The organism is Pseudomonas sp. URMO17WK12:I7 (assembly GCF_003269045.1).
GTDB classification, from domain to species: domain Bacteria; phylum Pseudomonadota; class Gammaproteobacteria; order Pseudomonadales; family Pseudomonadaceae; genus Aquipseudomonas; species Aquipseudomonas putida_J.
In genome coordinates, this window is record NZ_QLTL01000009.1 from 141,363 (window position 1) to 159,186 (window position 17,824).

Genomic DNA, 17,824 nt, shown 5'->3' on the forward strand with positions numbered 1-17,824 from the left:
GTGATTGGGTGGTCTACGCTGTAGCTTCAAGGCCTGTGTTGGCCCTGCCCTACATCAAACTGTCACGCAAGAGGCCTACCTTGGCTCAAGCTTTGCTGACCTAGACCAACGGTCAGCAATAACAGCTTCACTCATAACAACGATCGCTAAAGGCACCCACCCAAGGAGCTTCGGATGAAAAAGTTGTTCATGGCGTCACTGCTCGGCTCGGCCATTACCCTGTGTACCTCGGCGATGGCCGCCGGCCCCGACCTCAAGGCCCTGGAAGACGCCGCCCGCAAGGAAGGCAACGTCAACAGCGTCGGCATGCCCGATGCCTGGGCCAACTGGAAAGGCACCTGGGACGATCTGGCCAGCAAGTACGGCCTCAAGCACAGCGACACCGACATGAGCTCGGCCCAGGAAATCGCCAAGTTCGAAGCCGAGAAGGACAACGCCAGCGCCGACATCGGCGACGTCGGTGCCGCCTTCGGCCCGATCGCCGCCAGCAAGGGCGTGACCCAGCCGTACAAGCCGAGCACCTGGGACCAGGTGCCTGAGTGGGCCAAGGACAAGGACGGCCACTGGGCGCTGGCCTATACCGGTACCATTGCCTTCATCATCAACAAGGACCTGGTCAAGGAAGGCGATCGCCCGACCAGCTGGCACGACCTGGAAAAAGGCAAGTACAAGGTCGCGATCGGTGACGTCGGCACCGCTGCCCAGGCCGCCAACGGCGTTCTGGCTGCGGCCATCGCCTACAAGGGTGACGAAAAGAACATCGAGCCTGGCCTGCAACTGTTCACCAAACTGGCCCAGCAGAAACGCCTGTCATTGGCCAACCCGACCATCCAGACCCTGGAGAAGGGCGAGGTGGAAGTCGGTGTGGTTTGGGACTTCAACGGCCTGAGCTATCGCGAGCAGATCGACCCGAAACGCTTCGAGGTGCTGATCCCGTCCGATGGTTCGGTGATTTCGGGCTATACCACCGTGATCAACAAGTACGCCAAGCACCCGAACGCGGCGAAGCTTGCGCGCGAGTACATTTTCAGCGACGCCGGGCAGATCAACCTGGCCAAGGGGCATGCGCGACCAATCCGTGCCGAGCACCTGAAGCTGCCGGAGGATGTGCAGGCCAAGCTGCTGCCCAACGAGCAGTACAAGGCAGCGCAACCGATCAAGGATGCCGCGGCCTGGGAAGCGACCTCCAAGGCACTGCCACAGAAGTGGCAGGAGCAAGTGATCATCGAGATGGAATAAAGGGCTAGCTTTTGTAATCCCTGACCCGGCCCTTTCGCGGGCAAGCCCGCTCCCACAGGTGAATCACTGCCCCTGAGCCTGTGATATCCCTGTGGGCGCGAGCTTGTCGGGGCGCCGAAACGCCACGAAGAGGCCAACGCGATTCAAGACTGGAGCCACCATGCATCACAACGTCATCCTGGTCCTGCTCGACGGCCTTAACTACCAGGTCGCCCACCACGCCATGGGCCACCTGCACGCCTATGTCGAGGCCGACCGCGCCGCGCTGTACCGCGTGGAATGCGAATTGCCGTCGCTGTCACGGCCGCTTTACGAGTGCATCCTCACAGGTGTGGCACCGATCGACAGTGGCATCGTGCACAACAACATCAACCGCCTGTCCAACCAGCGCAGCGTGTTCCACTACGCCCGGGAAGCCAACCTGGGTACTGCCGCGGCGGCTTATCACTGGATGAGCGAGCTGTACAACCGCTCCCCCTTCGACCCGCAACGCGACCGCCACACCCACGCGCCAAAGCTGCCAATCCAGCACGGCCTGTTCTACTGGGACGATCGCTACCCTGATTCGCACCTGCTGGCCGACGGCGAATACCTGCGTCGCCGGCATGCGCCGAACTTCCTCCTGGTGCACCCGATGAGCATCGACGATGTCGGCCACCGCCATGGCCTGGACAGCAGCCAGTACCGCAATGCCGCACGCAGCGCCGACATTCTCTTGTCCGACTACCTGCCGGGCTGGCTCGAAGAGGGCTACCAGGTGCTGGTCACCGCCGACCACGGCATGAACAACGACCGCTCGCACAACGGCCTGCTGGCCGAGGAGCGTGAGGTGCCGCTGTTCGTGTTCGGCGACGCCTTCAGCCTCGACCCGGCCGCCAAGCCGCTGCAGACCGAACTGTGCGGGACCATCTGCGAGCTGCTCGGTGCGGCACACGACAAGACTGTCTGCCGGGAGCTGCTCACGTGAGGGCCGGCAACCGTGGCCGCTACCTGGCCTTGCTCTGCCTGCTGCCGTTCGCGGTGTTCTTCGTCATCTTCCAGATCGCCCCGCTGGCCTGGGTCGCCATCAACAGCCTGCAATCGGAAGCGGGCTGGGGCGTGGACAACTTCAGCAAGGTGTTCGCCTCGAAGTTCTACCTGCAGGCGCTGCAACGCAGCCTGGAGATCAGTTTCTGGTCGAGCCTGTTCGGCATTGTCATCGCCACCCTCGGCGCCTACTCGCTGCGCCAGGTCGACTCGAAGCTGCGCGACTTCGTCAATGCCTTCGCCAACATGACCAGCAACTTCGCCGGGGTGCCGCTGGCCTTCGCCTTCATCATCCTGCTCGGCTTCAACGGTGCGCTGACCCTGCTGCTGAAACAGATCGGCCTGCTGGAAGACTTCAGCATCTACTCCAAGAGCGGCCTGATCCTGGTGTACACCTATTTCCAGATCCCGCTCGGCGTGCTGCTGCTCTACCCCGCCTTCGACGCCCTGCGCGAAGACTGGCGTGAATCGGCCGCGCTGCTCGGTGCCAGCCACTGGCAGTTCTGGCGGCACATCGGCCTGCCGGTACTGACCCCGGCACTGCTGGGCACCTTCGTCATCCTGCTGGCCAACGCCCTCGGCGCCTACGCCACCGTGTATGCCCTGACCACCGGCAACTTCAACGTGCTGCCGATCCGCATTGCCGGCCTGGTGGCCGGGGACATCAGCCTCGATCCGAACCTGGCCAGCGCTTTGGCGGTGGTGCTGGTGGGGTTGATGACGTTGGTCACGGTGGTCCATCAATGGCTGCTCAAGAGGAGCTACCATGCGCGCTGAAAAGTCTTGCGCCGGGTTGTACCACCGCGTGGTCGTGTACCTGCTGTTCCTGATCCTGCTGCTGCCGCTGGCCGGCACCTTGCTCTACTCGCTGGCCACCAGCTGGTCGGCCAGCCTGCTGCCCAGCGGCCTGACCCTCAAATGGTACATCGCGCTGTGGAGCGAGCCACGCTTCCTGGCCGCGTTCGGCCAGTCGCTGCTGGTGTGCCTGGGCGCGCTGCTGCTGTCGGTGGTGCTGATCCTGCCGCTGCTGTTCGTGGTCCACTACCACTTCCCGAAACTCGACGCGCTGATGAACATCCTTATCCTGCTGCCGTTCGCGGTACCGCCGGTGGTGTCATCGGTGGGTCTGCTGCAGCTCTATGGCAGCGGCCCGATGGCGATGGTCGGCACGCCGTGGATCCTGATCGGCTGCTACTTCACCATCGCCTTGCCATTCATGTACCGGGCGATCACCAACAACCTGCAGGCGATCAACCTGCGCGACCTGATGGATGCCGCCCAGCTGCTCGGCGCCAGCACCTGGCAGGCCGCCTTGCTGGTGGTACTGCCGAACCTGCGCAAGGGCCTGATGGTGGCGCTGCTGCTGTCGTTCTCGTTCCTGTTCGGCGAGTTCGTGTTCGCCAACCTGCTGGTCGGTACCCGTTACGAGACCCTGCAGGTGTACCTGAACAACATGCGCAACAGCAGCGGCCACTTCAACAGCGCGCTGGTGATCTCCTACTTCGCCTTCGTGCTGGTGCTGACCTGGGTCGCCAACCGCCTGAACAAGGACAAAACCTGACATGAGCTTCGTCAGCGTACAGAACCTGCAAAAGAGCTACGCCGGCAGCCCGGTGTTCGAGAACATCGACTGCCAGATCGAACGCGGCCAGTTCGTCACCCTGCTCGGCCCCTCCGGCTGCGGCAAGTCCACCCTGCTGCGCTGCATCGCAGGGCTGACCCCAGTGGACGGTGGCAACATCCTTATCGACGGCCACGACATCGTGCCGCTAAGCCCGCAAAAACGCGGCATCGGCATGGTGTTCCAGAGCTATGCGCTGTTCCCCAACATGACTGTGGAACAGAACGTCGCCTTTGGCCTGCGCATGCAAAAGGTCAAGGCCGATGAAAGCCTGCAGCGCGTGCGCGAAGCATTGGACTTGGTGGAGCTGGGCAGTTTCGCCGGGCGCTACCCGCACCAGCTGTCTGGTGGCCAGTGCCAACGCGTGGCCCTGGCCCGCTCGCTGGTCACCCGCCCGCGCTTGCTGCTGCTCGACGAGCCGTTGTCGGCGCTGGATGCGCGCATCCGCAAGCACCTGCGCGAGCAGATCCGTGCGATCCAGCGCGAGCTGGGGCTGACCACCATCTTCGTCACCCACGACCAGGAAGAGGCACTGACAATGTCGGACCGCATCTTCCTGATGAACCAGGGGCGCATCGTCCAGAGCGGCGATGCTGAAACCCTCTACACAGCGCCCGTCGACCTGTTCGCCGCCGGCTTCATCGGCAACTACAACCTGCTCGACGCCGACAGCGCCAGCCGCCTGCTGCAGCGCCCGGTGGCCGGCCGCCTGGCCATTCGCCCGGAGTCGATCACCTTGGGTGTCAACGGTGAACTGGACGCCGAGGTGCTCAGTCACAGCCTGCTTGGCAACGTCATCCGCTACCGCGTACAAGTGCGTGAGGTGGAACTGGTGGTCGACGTGCTCAATCGTTCGCCTGACGACCTGCATGCCGACGGCAAGCGCGTTTCCCTGTCGATCGACCCCACGGCGCTGCGCGAAGTGGCCTAAGGAGAATCACCATCATGGCATTGGCAATTTTCGATCTGGACGAAACCCTGATCCACGGCGACTGCGCGTCGCTGTGGAGTGAACAGATGGCCCGGCTGGGCTGGGTCGACGGCAAGGAATTCCTGCGCCGCGACCATGAACTGATGGAGGCTTACGGCAAGGGCCACCTGCGGATGGAAGACTATATGGCGTTCAGCCTGGAGCCGATTGCCGGGCGCACGCTGGAGGAAGTCGAGCACCTGGTGGAGCCGTGGGTCGAAGACGTGATCGAGCCGATCATCTACGGCGACGCCTGCCGCTGCATAGCCGAGCATCGCCAGCGGGGTGATCGCATCCTGATCATTTCTGCTTCAGGCACGCACCTGGTCGGGCCGATTGCGGCGCGCCTGGGGGTGGACGAGTACCTGGCGATCGAGCTTGAAGCGGTGAACGGGGTGTATACCGGCAAGACCCACGGGGTGTTGACCTACCGCGAGGGCAAGATCACCCGGCTGCTGGAATGGCTGGACCAGGAGCAGGAGAACCTGGAAGGGGCGAGTTTCTATTCCGACTCGCGCAATGATTTGCCGCTGTTGCTGAAGGTGGATCATCCGCATGTGGTGAACCCGGATGCGGTGTTGCGTGAGCATGCACAGACCAATGGCTGGCCGATTCTGACCTGGTCCTGAATATCTTGCATTGCCTGTACCGGCCCTTTCGCGGGTGAACCCGCTCCTACAGGGATCACCGTTCCTGGTGGGAGCGGGTTCACCCGCGAAGAGGCCGTGCCTGCTTATGCCAGGCTTGGGTCAATCACCATCACCAGCTTGCCGGATACCTGGTTGCTTTCGAGCTCGGTATACGCCGCCTGGGCAAACTCGACCGGGTAGGTATCGACCAACTGCGCCGACAACCGCCCTTCGGCAAACAGCGGCCATACCTGCTGCTGCAATTCACGCAGCAGTTCGGCCTTGAAGCCGTCATCGCGGTTGCGCAGGGTCGAGCCGGTGATTTCCAGGCGCTTGCCCAACACCTGGGCCAGGTCCAGCTCGAACTTGCGCCCGCCCATCAAGCCGATGATCACCCAACGCCCGTCACGGGCCAACAGCTTCAGGTTGAGCTCGCCGTAGCTGGCACCCACCGGGTCCAGAATCACGTCGAACGGCCCGAAGCCTTCCAGTGCCTCGAGGTTCTCGTTACGCACCACGCCACCGGCTGCGCCCAGCGCTGCACAGTAGTCCAGGCGGTCCTGGGAACCGACACTGACCCATACCGGGCTGCCGAAGGCCTTGCACAACTGGATCGCCGCCGAGCCCACACCACTGGCACCGGCATGCACCAACACTTTTTCACCGGCCTTCACCTTGCCCAGCTGGAAGATGTTCAACCATGCCGTGGCGTACACCTCCGGCAGCGCCGCCGCTTCGTGCAGGCTCAGGCCCTCTGGCACCGGCAACACATGGCGGGCATCGACCACCACTTCTTCGGCCATGGCGCCGCTGGCCAGCAACGCACAAACGCGATCGCCCACACGCCAGTCAGCGCCGGCACCAACCTCTTCGATCACCCCGGCACACTCCAGGCCCATGTACGGGCTGGCGCCTGGCGGCGGTGGGTACAGACCCTTCATCTGCAGCAGATCGGCTCGGTTCAGCCCCGCAGCAGCCACTCGAATGCGCACTTGGCCCGCGTCACAGGTCGGGCGTTCGGCCTCGACCCAGGCCACATGTCCGTCAACGCCTTGCAATGCCTTCACAGTGCCTCCATAGTTGAATCACAGACTGAGCCTGAGGAGCCACTCCTCAGGCTTTTTGCAGTATTTGCCCGGCTCCGATGGAACCGGCGAACGGAAAAGACGGCCTACTATGCGTGATCAATTGCCTCCACGTCGAATCAGCATGAAGCATTTCCTACCTAGCACCGCCCTGGCCCTGATGGTTGGCCTGGGCAGCCTTGCGCTCGGCGGCAATGCGGCGGCCGCCAACAAGTGGGACAGCCTGCAGCCGGATCGTGACGAAATCGTCGCCAGCCTCAACGTGGTGGAATTGCTCAAGCGCCACCATTACAGCAAGCCGCCGCTCGATGACGCCCGCTCGGTGATCATCTACGACAGCTACATCAAGCTGCTCGACCCGGCCCGCAGCTACTTCACCGCAGCCGACATCGCCGAATTCGACAAGTGGAAGACGCAGTTCGACGACTTCCTCAAAAGCGGCAACCTCGACCCCGGCTTCACCATCTACAAGCGCTACCTCGACCGCGTCAAGCAGCGCCTGGACTTCGCCCTGGCCGAACTGGCCAAGGGCGTCGACAAGATGGACTTCACCACCAAGGAAACCTTGCTGATCGACCGCAAGGATGCACCGTGGGAGAAGGACCAGGCCGCGCTCGACGACCTGTGGCGCAAACGCGTCAAGGACGAGGTGCTGCGCCAGAAGATCGCTGGCAAAGAGCCGAAGCAGATCCAGGAAACCCTGACCAAGCGCTACAAGAACCAGCTGGCGCGCCTGGACCAGACCCGTGCCGAGGATATCTTCCAGGCCTATATCAACACCTTCGCCCAGTCCTACGACCCGCACACCAACTACCTGTCGCCGGATAACGCTGAAAACTTCGACATCAACATGAGCCTGTCGCTCGAAGGCATCGGCGCGGTGCTGCAGAGCGACAACGACCAGGTCAAGATCGTGCGCCTGGTGCCGGCAGGCCCGGCCGCCAAGACCAAGCAGGTGGCACCGGCCGACAAGATCATCGGCGTCGCTCAGGGCAACAAGGAAATGGTCGACGTAGTCGGCTGGCGCCTTGACGAAGTGGTCAAGCTGATCCGTGGCCCGAAAGGCTCGGTGGTGCGCCTGGAAGTGATCCCGGCCAGCAATGCGCCAAGCGACCAGACCAGCAAGATCGTCTCGATCACCCGCGAAGCCGTGAAGCTCGAAGAGCAGGCGGCGAAGAAGTCGGTGCTCAAGCTCAAGCAGGACGGGCGTGACTACAAGCTCGGCATCATCGAGATCCCGGCCTTCTACCTGGACTTCAAGGCCTACCGTGCCGGTGACCCTGAGTACAAGAGCACCACGCGCGACGTGAAGAAACTGCTCACCGAGCTGCAAAAGGAAAAGGTCGACGGCGTGGTCATCGACCTGCGCAACAACGGTGGCGGCTCCCTGCAGGAAGCCACCGAGCTGACCAGCCTGTTCATCGAGAAAGGCCCGACCGTGCTGGTACGCAACAGCGACGGCCGCGTCGACGTGCTCGAAGACGAAAACCCGGGCGCCTTCTACAAAGGCCCGCTGGCGCTGCTGGTCAACCGCCTGTCTGCCTCGGCTTCGGAGATCTTCGCCGGCGCCATGCAGGACTATCACCGTGCGCTGATCATCGGTGGCCAGACCTTCGGCAAAGGCACCGTACAGACCATCCAGCCCCTCAACCATGGCGAGCTGAAGCTGACCCTGGCCAAGTTCTACCGGGTTTCCGGGCAGAGCACCCAGCACCAGGGCGTGCTCCCGGATATCGACTACCCGTCGATCATCGACACCAAGGAAATCGGCGAAAGCGCCCTGCCAGAGGCCATGCCGTGGGATACCATCCGCCCGGTGGTCAAGCCGGCGTCCGACCCGTTCAAGCCGTTCCTGGCGCAGCTCAAGGCACAGCATGAAGCACGTAGCGACAAGGATGCAGAGTTCATCTACATCCGCGACCGCCTGGCCCTGACCAAGAAGCTGATGGACGAGAAGACCGTCAGCCTCAACGAGCAGGAACGCCGTGCCCGCCACGACGACGTCGAGGCCAAGCAGCTGGCACTGGAGAACACCCGTCGCAAGGCCAAGGGCGAAGAGCCACTCAAGGAGCTGAAGAAAGAGGACGAGGATGCCCTGCCGGCCGAGGATGAAAATACCAAGCCGGAAGATGACGCCTACCTCTCGGAGACCGGGCGCATCCTGATCGACTACCTGAGCGCGAGCACCAAGGTAGCCAAGAAATAAGGCACTTCGACAGTGATGGCAGATTAATGTGACCTGTCATCAAACAGTCATCGCGCTGTCGTGAAATAGAGGGGCCGGGCGTGCGAACGCCCGGCCCTTTCATTTTCAGGATACCGTCATGACCGTCGCCGAACAGCTCAGTGCCTTGAGCGCCATTCTGGCTCAGCGCAGCATTCACAGCCTGTTCCAGCCGATCGTCTGCATCAGCGAGCGGCGCGTGTTCGCTCATGAGGCCCTGAGCCGTGGCCCCTCCAACAGCCCGCTGCACTCACCGTTGAACCTGTTCGCCATTGCCCGCCAGGCTGGTCAACTCACCGAACTGGAGGCTGCGTGCCGGGAAAGCGCATGCCGGCGTTTCAGCGAGCAAGGCCTCGACGGCAAGCTGTTTCTCAACATCTCGCCCGAATCGCTGCTGGAACCACACTACCCTTCCGGGCTCACCCTCAAGCTGCTCGAGCACGTAGGGCTGGCACCGAGCCGGGTGGTGATCGAACTGACCGAGCAGACCCCGACCGACGATTTCCAGCTGCTGTCCAACGCCTTGCACCACTACCGTGACATGGGCTTTTCCATTGCCCTGGACGACCTGGGTGCGGGCTATTCGAGCCTGCGCCTGTGGTCGGAGCTGCGCCCGGAGTACGTCAAGATCGACCGACATTTCATCGATGGCATTCACCGCGACCCGCTCAAGCGCGAGTTCGTCGGCTCCATTCTGCAAATTGCCCGTGCGTCGAAAGCACAGGTGATTGCCGAAGGGATCGAGTTGCCGGAAGAGCTGGCGGTGTTGACCGAGATGGGTGTGGACCTGGTACAGGGCTACCTGCTGGGGCGGCCTCAGGAGTTGGGAGTACGGGAGAGCCGACAGCTGCCAGCGCTGATGAGTGTACCGATGGCCGAACAGCCAAGGGTACGGCTCGACGCCACGCTTGGGCAGCTACTGGAGCTGTTTGGTCGGCACCAGCACCTGGACGCATTGGAAGTGGTAGATACCCATGGCCGGTCTTGCGGATTCATTCACAGGAATGCATTGCCTGTTGTAGGAGCGGCCTTGTATCGCGAAAGGGCTGCGCAACAGCCCCAGGGTTTCAGCGTCACTGCGTGCGCCGCCGGGGCTGCTGCGCAGCCGTTTCGCGACACAAGGCCGCTCCGACAGGAATCGCGTCAGGCTTAGGGATGCATCAGGCCGTCTCGGGATAGCTGTACTCGAACACCCTGACAACCTCGGAGGCATGCCAGGACGCCGCCTCCATGCCATCGACCGGCCCCGAGAACCGCCCCAGGCGCTCCACGCATTCGAAAAAGCCGGTGCGCGGCAAACGGCTGGCACCCTGGCTGATCACCAGCGAGCTGCGCAGCGGCTGCTCGGCACGGGCATCGAGCACGGCGAGGTATTCCAGCGCGGCGGTCAGGGTCTGCATGGCCGGGCTGGGCAACTGCAGCCGCTCGATCAGCGCACGGTAGGTGAGCAGGTGCCGTTGACGGCGGGCCAGGTCAAGCTCGTCCAGCAGGTTTTGCCAATGCTGACGGCTGATCCTGACCTGGCTCATGACGGCTCGCTCCAGCCAGCCACCCCAAGATGCCAAGCCAGGGCACGGCGGATCGCAGCATCCGGCTGGCGCTCGCCCGATTCGATCATGGCCAGGTAAGCCGGGCTGACCCCGACATTACGCGCCAACTGCTCAGGAGCGATGCCTTTGGCCTGGCGCAATTGAGCCACTTCACTGAACGCTGGAAGGCTGGCTGGCGGGGTGCTCTGTTGCGCGGACTCGGCCCCCCCCTCGGCGGGTGCCTGCCCGGCTGCCTTGAGCAGCGCCTGATATTGCTCCCAGGGCACGACTGCGTACTCGGGCTGACCGTCCCGGCTAATAACCTGAATACCCATTACAACCCCCTTACGTAAGGATTACTGCATGTAATCCGTAGGCATAACGCTTATGCCAATTATATTACCAAGCGCGGGAGTGTGTGGGGACTTGCTCTTTTTCAGTGCGTATTGCGCTCCAGGCGCAGCGCTTCGGGGGTGTCGGGCAAGCGCTCGACCACCCGCAGGCGCTCGGGCGCCTGGCTGTCGCGCCAGGCCTTGAAGCGCGCCAGTTCATCGGCCACGGTCTTCAGTACCCAGCCGAGCACGGCGATGTCATCGAGAAAGCCGACCCCCAGGATCCAGTCAGGGATGGCGTCGATAGGGCTGACGAAGTACAGCAGGCCCGCGACGATGGTCACCAGCGCCTTGGGGCTGATGGCTCGATACTCACCGCGCCACCAGGCCAGGCACAGCGACTGCAGCAGCTTGACGTCATTACGCAACTGGCCGATGCGCGGGCCTTTGCGGGCCACTGCGAACAGCAAGGCCGGCAACCGGCCACGGCTGAGCAGGCGCTCGGCCAAAGGCAGGAAACGGGCAAAATTCCAGGGTGCGCTCATGGAGCCTCCGGCAGGGACAGGTTATCCACATTTATTGTGGATAACCTTGTGAACAGGGCGAAGTTTGAGACGGCAGGCGCCCACAAGGCAAGGGCCCCGGTCAGATCGGGCGTTTTTTACACAGTCGTTTCAGATCCGCAAACGATTTGCGTCAGAAGCTTCCGGCTTCTTCACACTGCTCATGCTCGGACAATGCCAGCCGCATGAGGTTCGGCAAATGATCACCCAGAAACGACAACGCCCCGTCATAACGGGGCGTTGTGCAAGTACCAGCAGTATTACTTGGCAGGAGCTTCGGCCGGGGCTTCGGCTTCCGGCGCTTCGCCACCCTGCAGCTGGGCCGGGTCTTTGATGGCGATCAGTTCCAGGTCGAACACCAGGACCGAGTTGGCCGGGATCAGCGGGCTTGGGCTCTGGGCACCGTAGGCCAGCTCAGCCGGGATGAACAGCTTGTACTTCTCGCCAACGTGCATCAGTTGCAGGCCTTCGACCCAGCCTGGGATCACACCGCTGACTGGCAGGTCGATCGGGCTGCCACGCTCGACCGAGCTGTCGAACACCTTGCCATCGATCAGCTTGCCTTCGTAGTGAACGGTGACCACGTCGGTCGGCTTCGGCTGTGGGCCGTCGGCCTTCTTCACCACTTCGTACTGCAGGCCCGAGGCGGTGGTGACCACGCCAGGTTTCTTGGCGTTTTCTTCGAGGAATTTCTTGCCAGCACTGGCGGCTTCTTCGCTGGCCTTGGCCAGGCGCTCTTCAGCGCGCTTCTGCAACGCGGTGAAGGCTTCTACCAGCTCTTCATCCTTGATACGTTGCTCCTTCTTGCCAACGGCGTCTTCGATACCGAGGGCGACCGCTTTCGAATCAAGGTCTTCCATGCCTTCCTGAGCCAGGCTCTTGCCCATGTTCAAGCCGATACCGTAGGAGGCTTTCTGTGCCGGAGTCTTCAGCTCGGGGCTGCTGGCTTGTTGATCACAGCCAGCCAGTACCAGGCCTACCAGGGCAACCGCAGCCGCCAGACGATGCTGTTTCATGCTATTTCCTTGTTCATGCGCCATAAGGGCAATCAGGGTAAAGCCGCGAGCTTATCAGGCGGCCATCACCAATGGCTACCGGCATAAGAGCGGGTTTTCGTAAGGAAGTTCAGTAGGTAAAGGCTTCTTCATGGAAGCTTTACAGCCATTGGCCAGTATTGACCGTTTGTGGCGGGTTTTCCGGGTTTTTGTGGCTTTTTATTTCTGCAGGTTCTGAGCTGGTGTGAGGGTGAGGTTGTCCCCGGCTCCTCAAGGGTACCGCCCCTCGCGATACTGCTCGGCGAGCTCGCGCAGCACCTCGCAAACCCATTGCCCCGGCAAGCTCAACGGCAAGGCCGCATTACGGCAGATCCCCACCGAACCACCCGGTTCACTCACGCCCAGGTCGAGCTCCGCCAACTCCCCTCGGCGCAAGTCGAGCAGTACCGCATCACGCGGCGCCACCCACAACGCATCGCTACCCAGCAAATAACGCCGGCTCAACGCCAGCGACAAGGTCTCCAGGCGCTGCGCCGGCATCTGGATCCCGCATTGCACGAACAGGCTGTCAGCATGCTGGCGGATGGTGGTGCCAGGTGGTGGCAGCACCAATGGATACTGCCCGACCCGCTGCCGCTCCACGGGTGCGCTCGCGAGCAAGGGGTGGCCGGGGCGCACGACCACGGCCATGGACTCGCTGTACAGGTGCTCGAATGACAGCCCCTGAATCTGCGGGCTGTCGGTCATGCGCCCGACCACCAGTTCCAGCTCGCCCAGGTGCAGTTGCCCGAGCAACTGCGCACTGACCCCAGTCACCACGCTGATCACCAAAGCGTCGTGGCGCTGATGCAGCCGGCACAGCACCTCGGGCATCAGCAGCCCCTCGACCGTCGACAGCACGCCAATGCGCACCTGCGACGGTGCCCGCGCTTCACCGCGCAGGCTGCTGACGCCATCACGCAGTGCCTGCACGCTGGGCCCGGCATAACGCATGAAGCGGGTGCCGGCCGGGGTCAGCTCAACGCCCTGGCGGCTGCGCTCGAACAGGCGCGCTTCGAGCAGGTCCTCGAGCTCCTTTAGGGTCTTGGAAATCGCTGGCTGGCTGATCGCCAGAATATCGGCCGCCCTGGCCAGGCTGCCCTGCCGGGCAATCTCCAGGAAACACAGCAGGTGGCGGTACTTGATGCGGGTGTCGAGGTTCATGCCGGCAAGCTTACCGCATCGCGACCTGCGGCGTATCCGGGTCGCGCTGCTGGCGGCGGAACTGCCCCGGTGGCAGGCCGTGGATCTGGCGGAAGCGCCGGGAGAAGTAGGCTTCATCGGCGAAGCCACAAAGCCGCGCCACCTCGCCCACCGGGCGGCTGCCATTGAGCAGGTAGTTGCGCGCAGTGTGCATGCGCCGCTCCAGTACCAGCTCGCTGAAGGTCTTGCCGATTTCCTTGCGCAACCAGTGGGTCAGGTAGGTCGGCGACAGGTAGGTAGCGGCGGCGACTTTATGCAGGTTCAGGTCGGGGTCGTCGATATGTCGGCGCAGGTACTCGCTCATGCGGCCCAGCGCGGCACGGCGGCTGAGCTGGGCGGCATTGCTGTCGGCCAGTTCGCGCAGCGGCTCGGCGTACAGGCCGCAGACCTGGCCGATCAGCTGCAGCAACAGGCCCTTGAGCATTTCGCGGCTCCCGAAGCGGCGGTTGCCGTCCAGCGCCCGCATGCGTTCGAGGAGCTGCCGCACCTCGGCGAAGTCGGCCTCATCGAGGCAGAAATCAAGATGCTCCTGGAAGCGGAACGGTGACAGTTCCGGCGCCTGCAGGATCGACACCTCTTCCAGGTCCATCGGGTCGCAGGCCAGGTGCGGCAGCAGGAAGGTCTGGGAGAAATTGATCACCACGAAGTCGCTGTCTGCCGGGTGCGGAATCACATGCACCCGGTGCGGCAGGATGAAGGCCAGGGTGTTGCGCCTGAAGGGGCGCTGCACGCTGCCGATATGCTGCACCGTGTCACCACCCAAATTGACCTGAATCTGGAAGTACTCGTGACGATGCGGCGCGGTCTCGGCGGGGCGGCCGCGCTGATCGCGGATGTAGAAATCCATCAGCTCGCTGCGCTGCTGCATGACGTAGGTCGGGACCTCGCGTTTGGGGGGCATTCGGCTTGCTCCAATCGGTGTGTGGCGCTGCCTGTCCAGGCCTCTTTGCGGGCACGCCCGCGCCCACAAATCTCCACAGGGCTTCAAGACTGCGCAGTACCTGTGGGAGCGGGCTTGCCCGTGAGAGGCCTGGGCAGGCAAAGCCAAGTTGTACGACGTCTAGACTTACCAATTTAAACCCGTCTACAAAAAGCAGCGCAACCAGAAAACTGTGCAACCCTCAAAAATCGCGCCCTGCAGCATGAAATCCGAGCAAAACCCTGCCCGCTGATTTTCTTGGACAGGGCCACCATCCCCCGCCTCGTATGAAAAAAACGGTCTAAAACAGCCGTTGCATTCGAGATGTTGTACGACCACCTTAGAAAAGGGACTGCAGCCCAACCTCTACCAACAACAACAAACGAGGTCGACTCATGTCGAGCACGCCTACCCCCCGCGCCGCGTCGTCGTACGCGCTGGACGCGGCCCCTGCCCAGCGCCTGCCCACCCGCCGCCGCTGGTTCATGCTGTCGCTGCTGCTGGTGGCGACCATCATCAACTACGTCGACCGGGTGAACATTTCCATCGCAGCGCCGTTCATGGCCAAGGACCTGGGCCTGGACAAGGTCGAGATGGGCCTTATCTTCTCCGCCTTCGCCTGGACCTACGCCTTGGCCCTGGTACCTGCCGGCTTCATCGCCGACCGTTTCGGTTCGCGCCTGACCTACGGCGTATCCCTGATCAGCTGGTCGGCAGTCACCGTGGCCCAAGGCCTGGCCAGCGGCTTCGCTTCGCTGTTCGGCCTGCGCCTGGCAGTCGGTGCCATGGAGGCCCCGGCCTTCCCGGCCAACAGCCGCGCGGTCACGGTGTGGTTCCCCGCCCGCGAACGCGGCATGGCCAGCAGCATCTACGTGTGCGGCCAGTACCTGGGCACCGCGCTGTTCACCGGCGCCCTGCTGTGGCTGGCGACCACCTATGACTGGCGCCACGTGTTCTACAGCACCGGCCTGGTCGGCATCCTGTTCGGCGTGGTGTGGCTGTGGCTGTACCGCGACCCGCTGAACTGCAAGAAGGTCAGCAAGGAAGAGCTGGCCTACATCGAAGACGGCGGTGGGCTGGTGAAGAGCAGCCAGGAGCGCACCCGCTTCGACTGGCGCCAGGTCGCCGAGCTGTTCCGCTATCGCCAGGTCTGGGCCATCTGCCTGGGCAAGTTCGCCAGCACCTCGGCGCTGTACTTCTTCCTCACCTGGTTCCCCACCTACCTGATCGAAGAGCGCCAGCTGACCTTGATCAAGGTCGGCATCTTCGCGGTCATGCCGTTCATCGGTGCCACGGTCGGCATCCTTCTGGCGGGGATCGTCTCGGACCTGCTGATCCGCAAGGGCTACTCGCTGTCGTTCGCCCGCAAGCTGCCGCTGGTGGTGGGCTCGATGCTGGGCATGTCGATCGTGCTGGTGAACTTCACCGACTCCAATGTGCTGTGCATCGCCATCCTCACCCTGGCGTTCTTCGCCCAGGGCATCGCCTCGGCGTCGTGGGCAGCAGTGTCGGAAGTGGCGCCCAAGCAACTGATCGGCCTGACCGGCGGGGTCACCAGCCTGGCGGCGAACATCGGCGGCATCGTCACGCCGATCGTGATTGGCGCGATCGTGCATGCAAGCGGGTCGTTTGCCATGGCGTTCTGGTTCATCGGTGGGGTGGCGTTGATGGGCACCCTGTCTTACTCGCTGCTGCTCGGCAAGCTGTACCGCATCGAGCTGAAAACTGCAGCCTGATCCAAGCAAAGCATTGGCCATGCCGACCCCTTCGCGGCTAAAGCCGCTCCTACAGGGATAGCGCCAGGCCTGAGGACAGCGCTGTACCTGTAGGAGCGGCTTTAGCCGCGAAGAGGCCGGCGCAGGTTACTTGGATAGTCCAAGCCAACCCCGTTTTCGTCCAACTTTGCCGGCCAGCCTCTGACTTACGCTGGCCACTCCAGTACGGAGGATTCACCCATGACCTACCTGTTCAACCCGCCGGCCATCGTCAGCCTGCCGATCCGCGGCATTGCTGCGCGCTTCCCGGTCGGCCGGGTGTTCTGCCTGGGCCGCAACTACCCTTGGCCAGCGGCTTACGGGCCGGCGCCACAAGAGCCTGTGTTCTTCATGAAACCGGCGAGCAATGTGGTCGAGGCTCAGGGCGAACTGCCCTTCCCGCCGCAGACCGATGAGTTCTGCCACGAAATCGAGCTGGTAGCCGCCATCGCCAAGGGTGGGGCCGACATTGCTCCGGAACATGCCCTGGAACACGTGTTCGGCTTTGCCGCGGGCCTCGACATGACCCGCCGCGATCACCAGCGCAAGGCCAAGGCCGAGGGCCTGCCCTGGGAAGGTGCCAAGGTGTTCGAAGCCTCGGCACCGATGACCGCCATCGTCCCCGCCAGCGAATGCCCCTGGCCACTGGATGCCTCGCTGTGGCTGCAGGTCAATGGCCAGGAGCGCCAGCGCGCCCACCTGAGCCAGCAGACCTGGGCTCTGGCCGAGGTGATCAGCCGGCTGTCCCGCCAGCTACCTCTGCGCCCGGGCGACCTGATCATGACTGGCAGCCCACCCGGCGTCGCGCCACTGAACCCAGGCGACACGATCCACGCAGGCATCGATGGCATCGGCGAACTGCACCTGCGCGTCGGCCCCCGCCCTGCCGGGCAAACAGCCAACGCAGCCTGAACCTTGCGGAGCTCCAACATGAATCAGAACAAGAAAATCGCCCTGGTCACCGGCGCTGGCAGCGGCATCGGCCGGGCCGTCGCCCTCGCCCTGCTGGAGGACGGCTTCAGCCTGGTCCTCGCCGGGCGCCGCGCAGAGCCGCTGCAAGCGGTGGTTGAACAGGCACTGGCAGCGGGCGGTCAAGCCCTGGCCGTGCCCACCGACGTGCGCGATGAACAAAGCGTCGAGCAGCTGTTCGCCACCATCGAAGAGGTGCATGGCCGCCTCGACGTGATCTTCAACAACGCTGGCATCAACGCCCCCGCCGTACCGGTCGACGAGCTGCCGCTGGAGAACTGGCGCAACGTCATCGCCACCAACGTCGACGGCGTGTTCCTGTGCGCCCGCGCCGCCTTCGGCCTGATGCGCCGCCAGCAGCCGCAAGGCGGGCGGATCATCAACAACGGCTCGATCTCGGCGCACACCCCACGCCCTTTCACCGCCCCCTATACCGCGAGCAAACATGCGGTGCTGGGCCTGACCAAGGCACTGGCGCTGGATGGCCGGCCGTACAACATCGTCTGCAGCCAGGTAGACATCGGCAACGCCCTGACCGAGTTGTCCGAGCGCATGACCCGTGGTGTGCGCCAGGCCAATGGCGAGATCGCCGCCGAGCCCATGCTCGACGTGCGCCATGTGGCCGACGCGGTGCGCTACATCGCCGCGCTGCCTCTGGACGCCAACGTACTGAACATGACCGTGATGGCCAGCAGCATGCCGTTCGTTGGCCGTGGCTGACCGCTGA

The 17,824-nt window shown here is 63.3% G+C and carries 18 protein-coding genes; 11 read left to right on the top strand and 7 right to left on the bottom strand.

Annotated features, from left to right (window positions below; all coding sequences use genetic code 11):
* Window positions 1–174: 174 nt before the first annotated feature.
* From H040_RS14205 to H040_RS14230, 6 genes are all read left to right on the top strand, one after another.
* Window positions 175–1,239 carry an ABC transporter substrate-binding protein gene (locus H040_RS14205; RefSeq protein WP_027918145.1) on the top strand — a complete coding sequence of 355 codons (1,065 nt, stop codon included), beginning with the start codon at window positions 175–177 and terminating at the stop codon, window positions 1,237–1,239.
* A 160-nt stretch (window positions 1,240–1,399) separates the two neighbouring features.
* On the top strand, window positions 1,400–2,206 hold the full coding sequence (locus H040_RS14210) for an alkaline phosphatase family protein (RefSeq protein WP_027918144.1): 807 nt from the start codon (window positions 1,400–1,402) through the stop codon (window positions 2,204–2,206).
* Window positions 2,203–3,042, top strand: coding sequence for an ABC transporter permease (locus H040_RS14215; RefSeq protein WP_027918143.1), 840 nt, complete (start codon window positions 2,203–2,205; stop codon window positions 3,040–3,042). The genes H040_RS14210 and H040_RS14215 overlap by 4 nt, the downstream gene beginning before the upstream one ends.
* Entirely contained in the window at window positions 3,032–3,826 is a 795-nt protein-coding gene (locus H040_RS14220; RefSeq protein WP_027918142.1) for an ABC transporter permease, read from the top strand. Before H040_RS14215 ends, H040_RS14220 begins: the two co-directional genes overlap by 11 nt.
* 1 nt (window position 3,827) lies before the next feature.
* Entirely contained in the window at window positions 3,828–4,817 is a 990-nt protein-coding gene (locus H040_RS14225) for an ABC transporter ATP-binding protein (protein ID WP_027918141.1), read from the top strand.
* Between the two features lie 14 nt (window positions 4,818–4,831).
* On the top strand, window positions 4,832–5,485 hold the full coding sequence (locus tag H040_RS14230; RefSeq protein WP_027918140.1) for an HAD family hydrolase: 654 nt from the start codon (window positions 4,832–4,834) through the stop codon (window positions 5,483–5,485).
* Between the two features lie 104 nt (window positions 5,486–5,589).
* On the opposite strand, the gene H040_RS14235 is transcribed toward H040_RS14230, so the two are convergent.
* A complete protein-coding gene (locus tag H040_RS14235; protein WP_027918139.1) occupies window positions 5,590–6,552 on the bottom strand; it encodes an NAD(P)H-quinone oxidoreductase in 963 nt (320 codons plus the stop codon).
* A 142-nt stretch (window positions 6,553–6,694) separates the two neighbouring features.
* Between H040_RS14235 and H040_RS14240 the strand changes: the two genes are divergently transcribed.
* Window positions 6,695–8,776 (top strand): carboxy terminal-processing peptidase, encoded by a 2,082-nt coding sequence (locus H040_RS14240; RefSeq protein WP_177326690.1) that lies wholly within the window; start codon window positions 6,695–6,697, stop codon window positions 8,774–8,776.
* Window positions 8,777–8,894: 118 nt separating this feature from the next.
* Complete coding sequence (locus tag H040_RS14245) at window positions 8,895–9,947, top strand: EAL domain-containing protein (RefSeq protein ID WP_081784264.1); 1,053 nt, start codon at window positions 8,895–8,897, stop codon at window positions 9,945–9,947.
* A 7-nt stretch (window positions 9,948–9,954) separates the two neighbouring features.
* Here H040_RS14245 and H040_RS14255 read toward each other — a convergent pair whose 3' ends face one another.
* The 6 genes from H040_RS14255 to H040_RS14280 all read right to left on the bottom strand — a co-directional run bounded on the left by H040_RS14255 (window position 9,955) and on the right by H040_RS14280 (window position 14,356).
* Window positions 9,955–10,323, bottom strand: a complete 369-nt coding sequence (locus H040_RS14255) for a hypothetical protein (RefSeq protein ID WP_027918137.1) — start codon at window positions 10,321–10,323, stop codon at window positions 9,955–9,957.
* Window positions 10,320–10,658, bottom strand: coding sequence for a helix-turn-helix domain-containing protein (locus H040_RS14260; protein ID WP_027918136.1), 339 nt, complete (start codon window positions 10,656–10,658; stop codon window positions 10,320–10,322). Before H040_RS14260 ends, H040_RS14255 begins: the two co-directional genes overlap by 4 nt.
* A 101-nt stretch (window positions 10,659–10,759) precedes the next feature.
* Window positions 10,760–11,200 (bottom strand): YkvA family protein, encoded by a 441-nt coding sequence (locus H040_RS14265; protein ID WP_027918135.1) that lies wholly within the window; start codon window positions 11,198–11,200, stop codon window positions 10,760–10,762.
* Between the two features lie 278 nt (window positions 11,201–11,478).
* A complete protein-coding gene (locus H040_RS14270; protein ID WP_027918134.1) occupies window positions 11,479–12,234 on the bottom strand; it encodes an FKBP-type peptidyl-prolyl cis-trans isomerase in 756 nt (251 codons plus the stop codon).
* 249 nt (window positions 12,235–12,483) lie between these two features.
* Complete coding sequence (pcaQ, locus tag H040_RS14275) at window positions 12,484–13,416, bottom strand: pca operon transcription factor PcaQ (protein WP_027918133.1); 933 nt, start codon at window positions 13,414–13,416, stop codon at window positions 12,484–12,486.
* 10 nt (window positions 13,417–13,426) lie between these two features.
* Window positions 13,427–14,356 carry a helix-turn-helix transcriptional regulator gene (locus H040_RS14280; protein WP_027918132.1) on the bottom strand — a complete coding sequence of 310 codons (930 nt, stop codon included), beginning with the start codon at window positions 14,354–14,356 and terminating at the stop codon, window positions 13,427–13,429.
* 413 nt (window positions 14,357–14,769) lie between these two features.
* Here H040_RS14280 and H040_RS14290 point away from each other — a divergent pair, with 413 nt between their 5' ends.
* The 3 genes from H040_RS14290 (at window position 14,770) to H040_RS14300 (ending at window position 17,817) form a co-directional block, all read left to right on the top strand.
* The gene (locus H040_RS14290; RefSeq protein ID WP_027918131.1) at window positions 14,770–16,110 is read left to right on the top strand and encodes an MFS transporter; all 1,341 of its coding nucleotides are present in this window, start codon (window positions 14,770–14,772) and stop codon (window positions 16,108–16,110) included.
* Window positions 16,111–16,329: 219 nt separating this feature from the next.
* Complete coding sequence (locus tag H040_RS14295) at window positions 16,330–17,040, top strand: fumarylacetoacetate hydrolase family protein (RefSeq protein ID WP_027918130.1); 711 nt, start codon at window positions 16,330–16,332, stop codon at window positions 17,038–17,040.
* Between the two features lie 18 nt (window positions 17,041–17,058).
* Window positions 17,059–17,817, top strand: coding sequence for an SDR family oxidoreductase (locus H040_RS14300; protein ID WP_027918129.1), 759 nt, complete (start codon window positions 17,059–17,061; stop codon window positions 17,815–17,817).
* The last annotated feature ends 7 nt before the right edge of the window (window positions 17,818–17,824 follow it).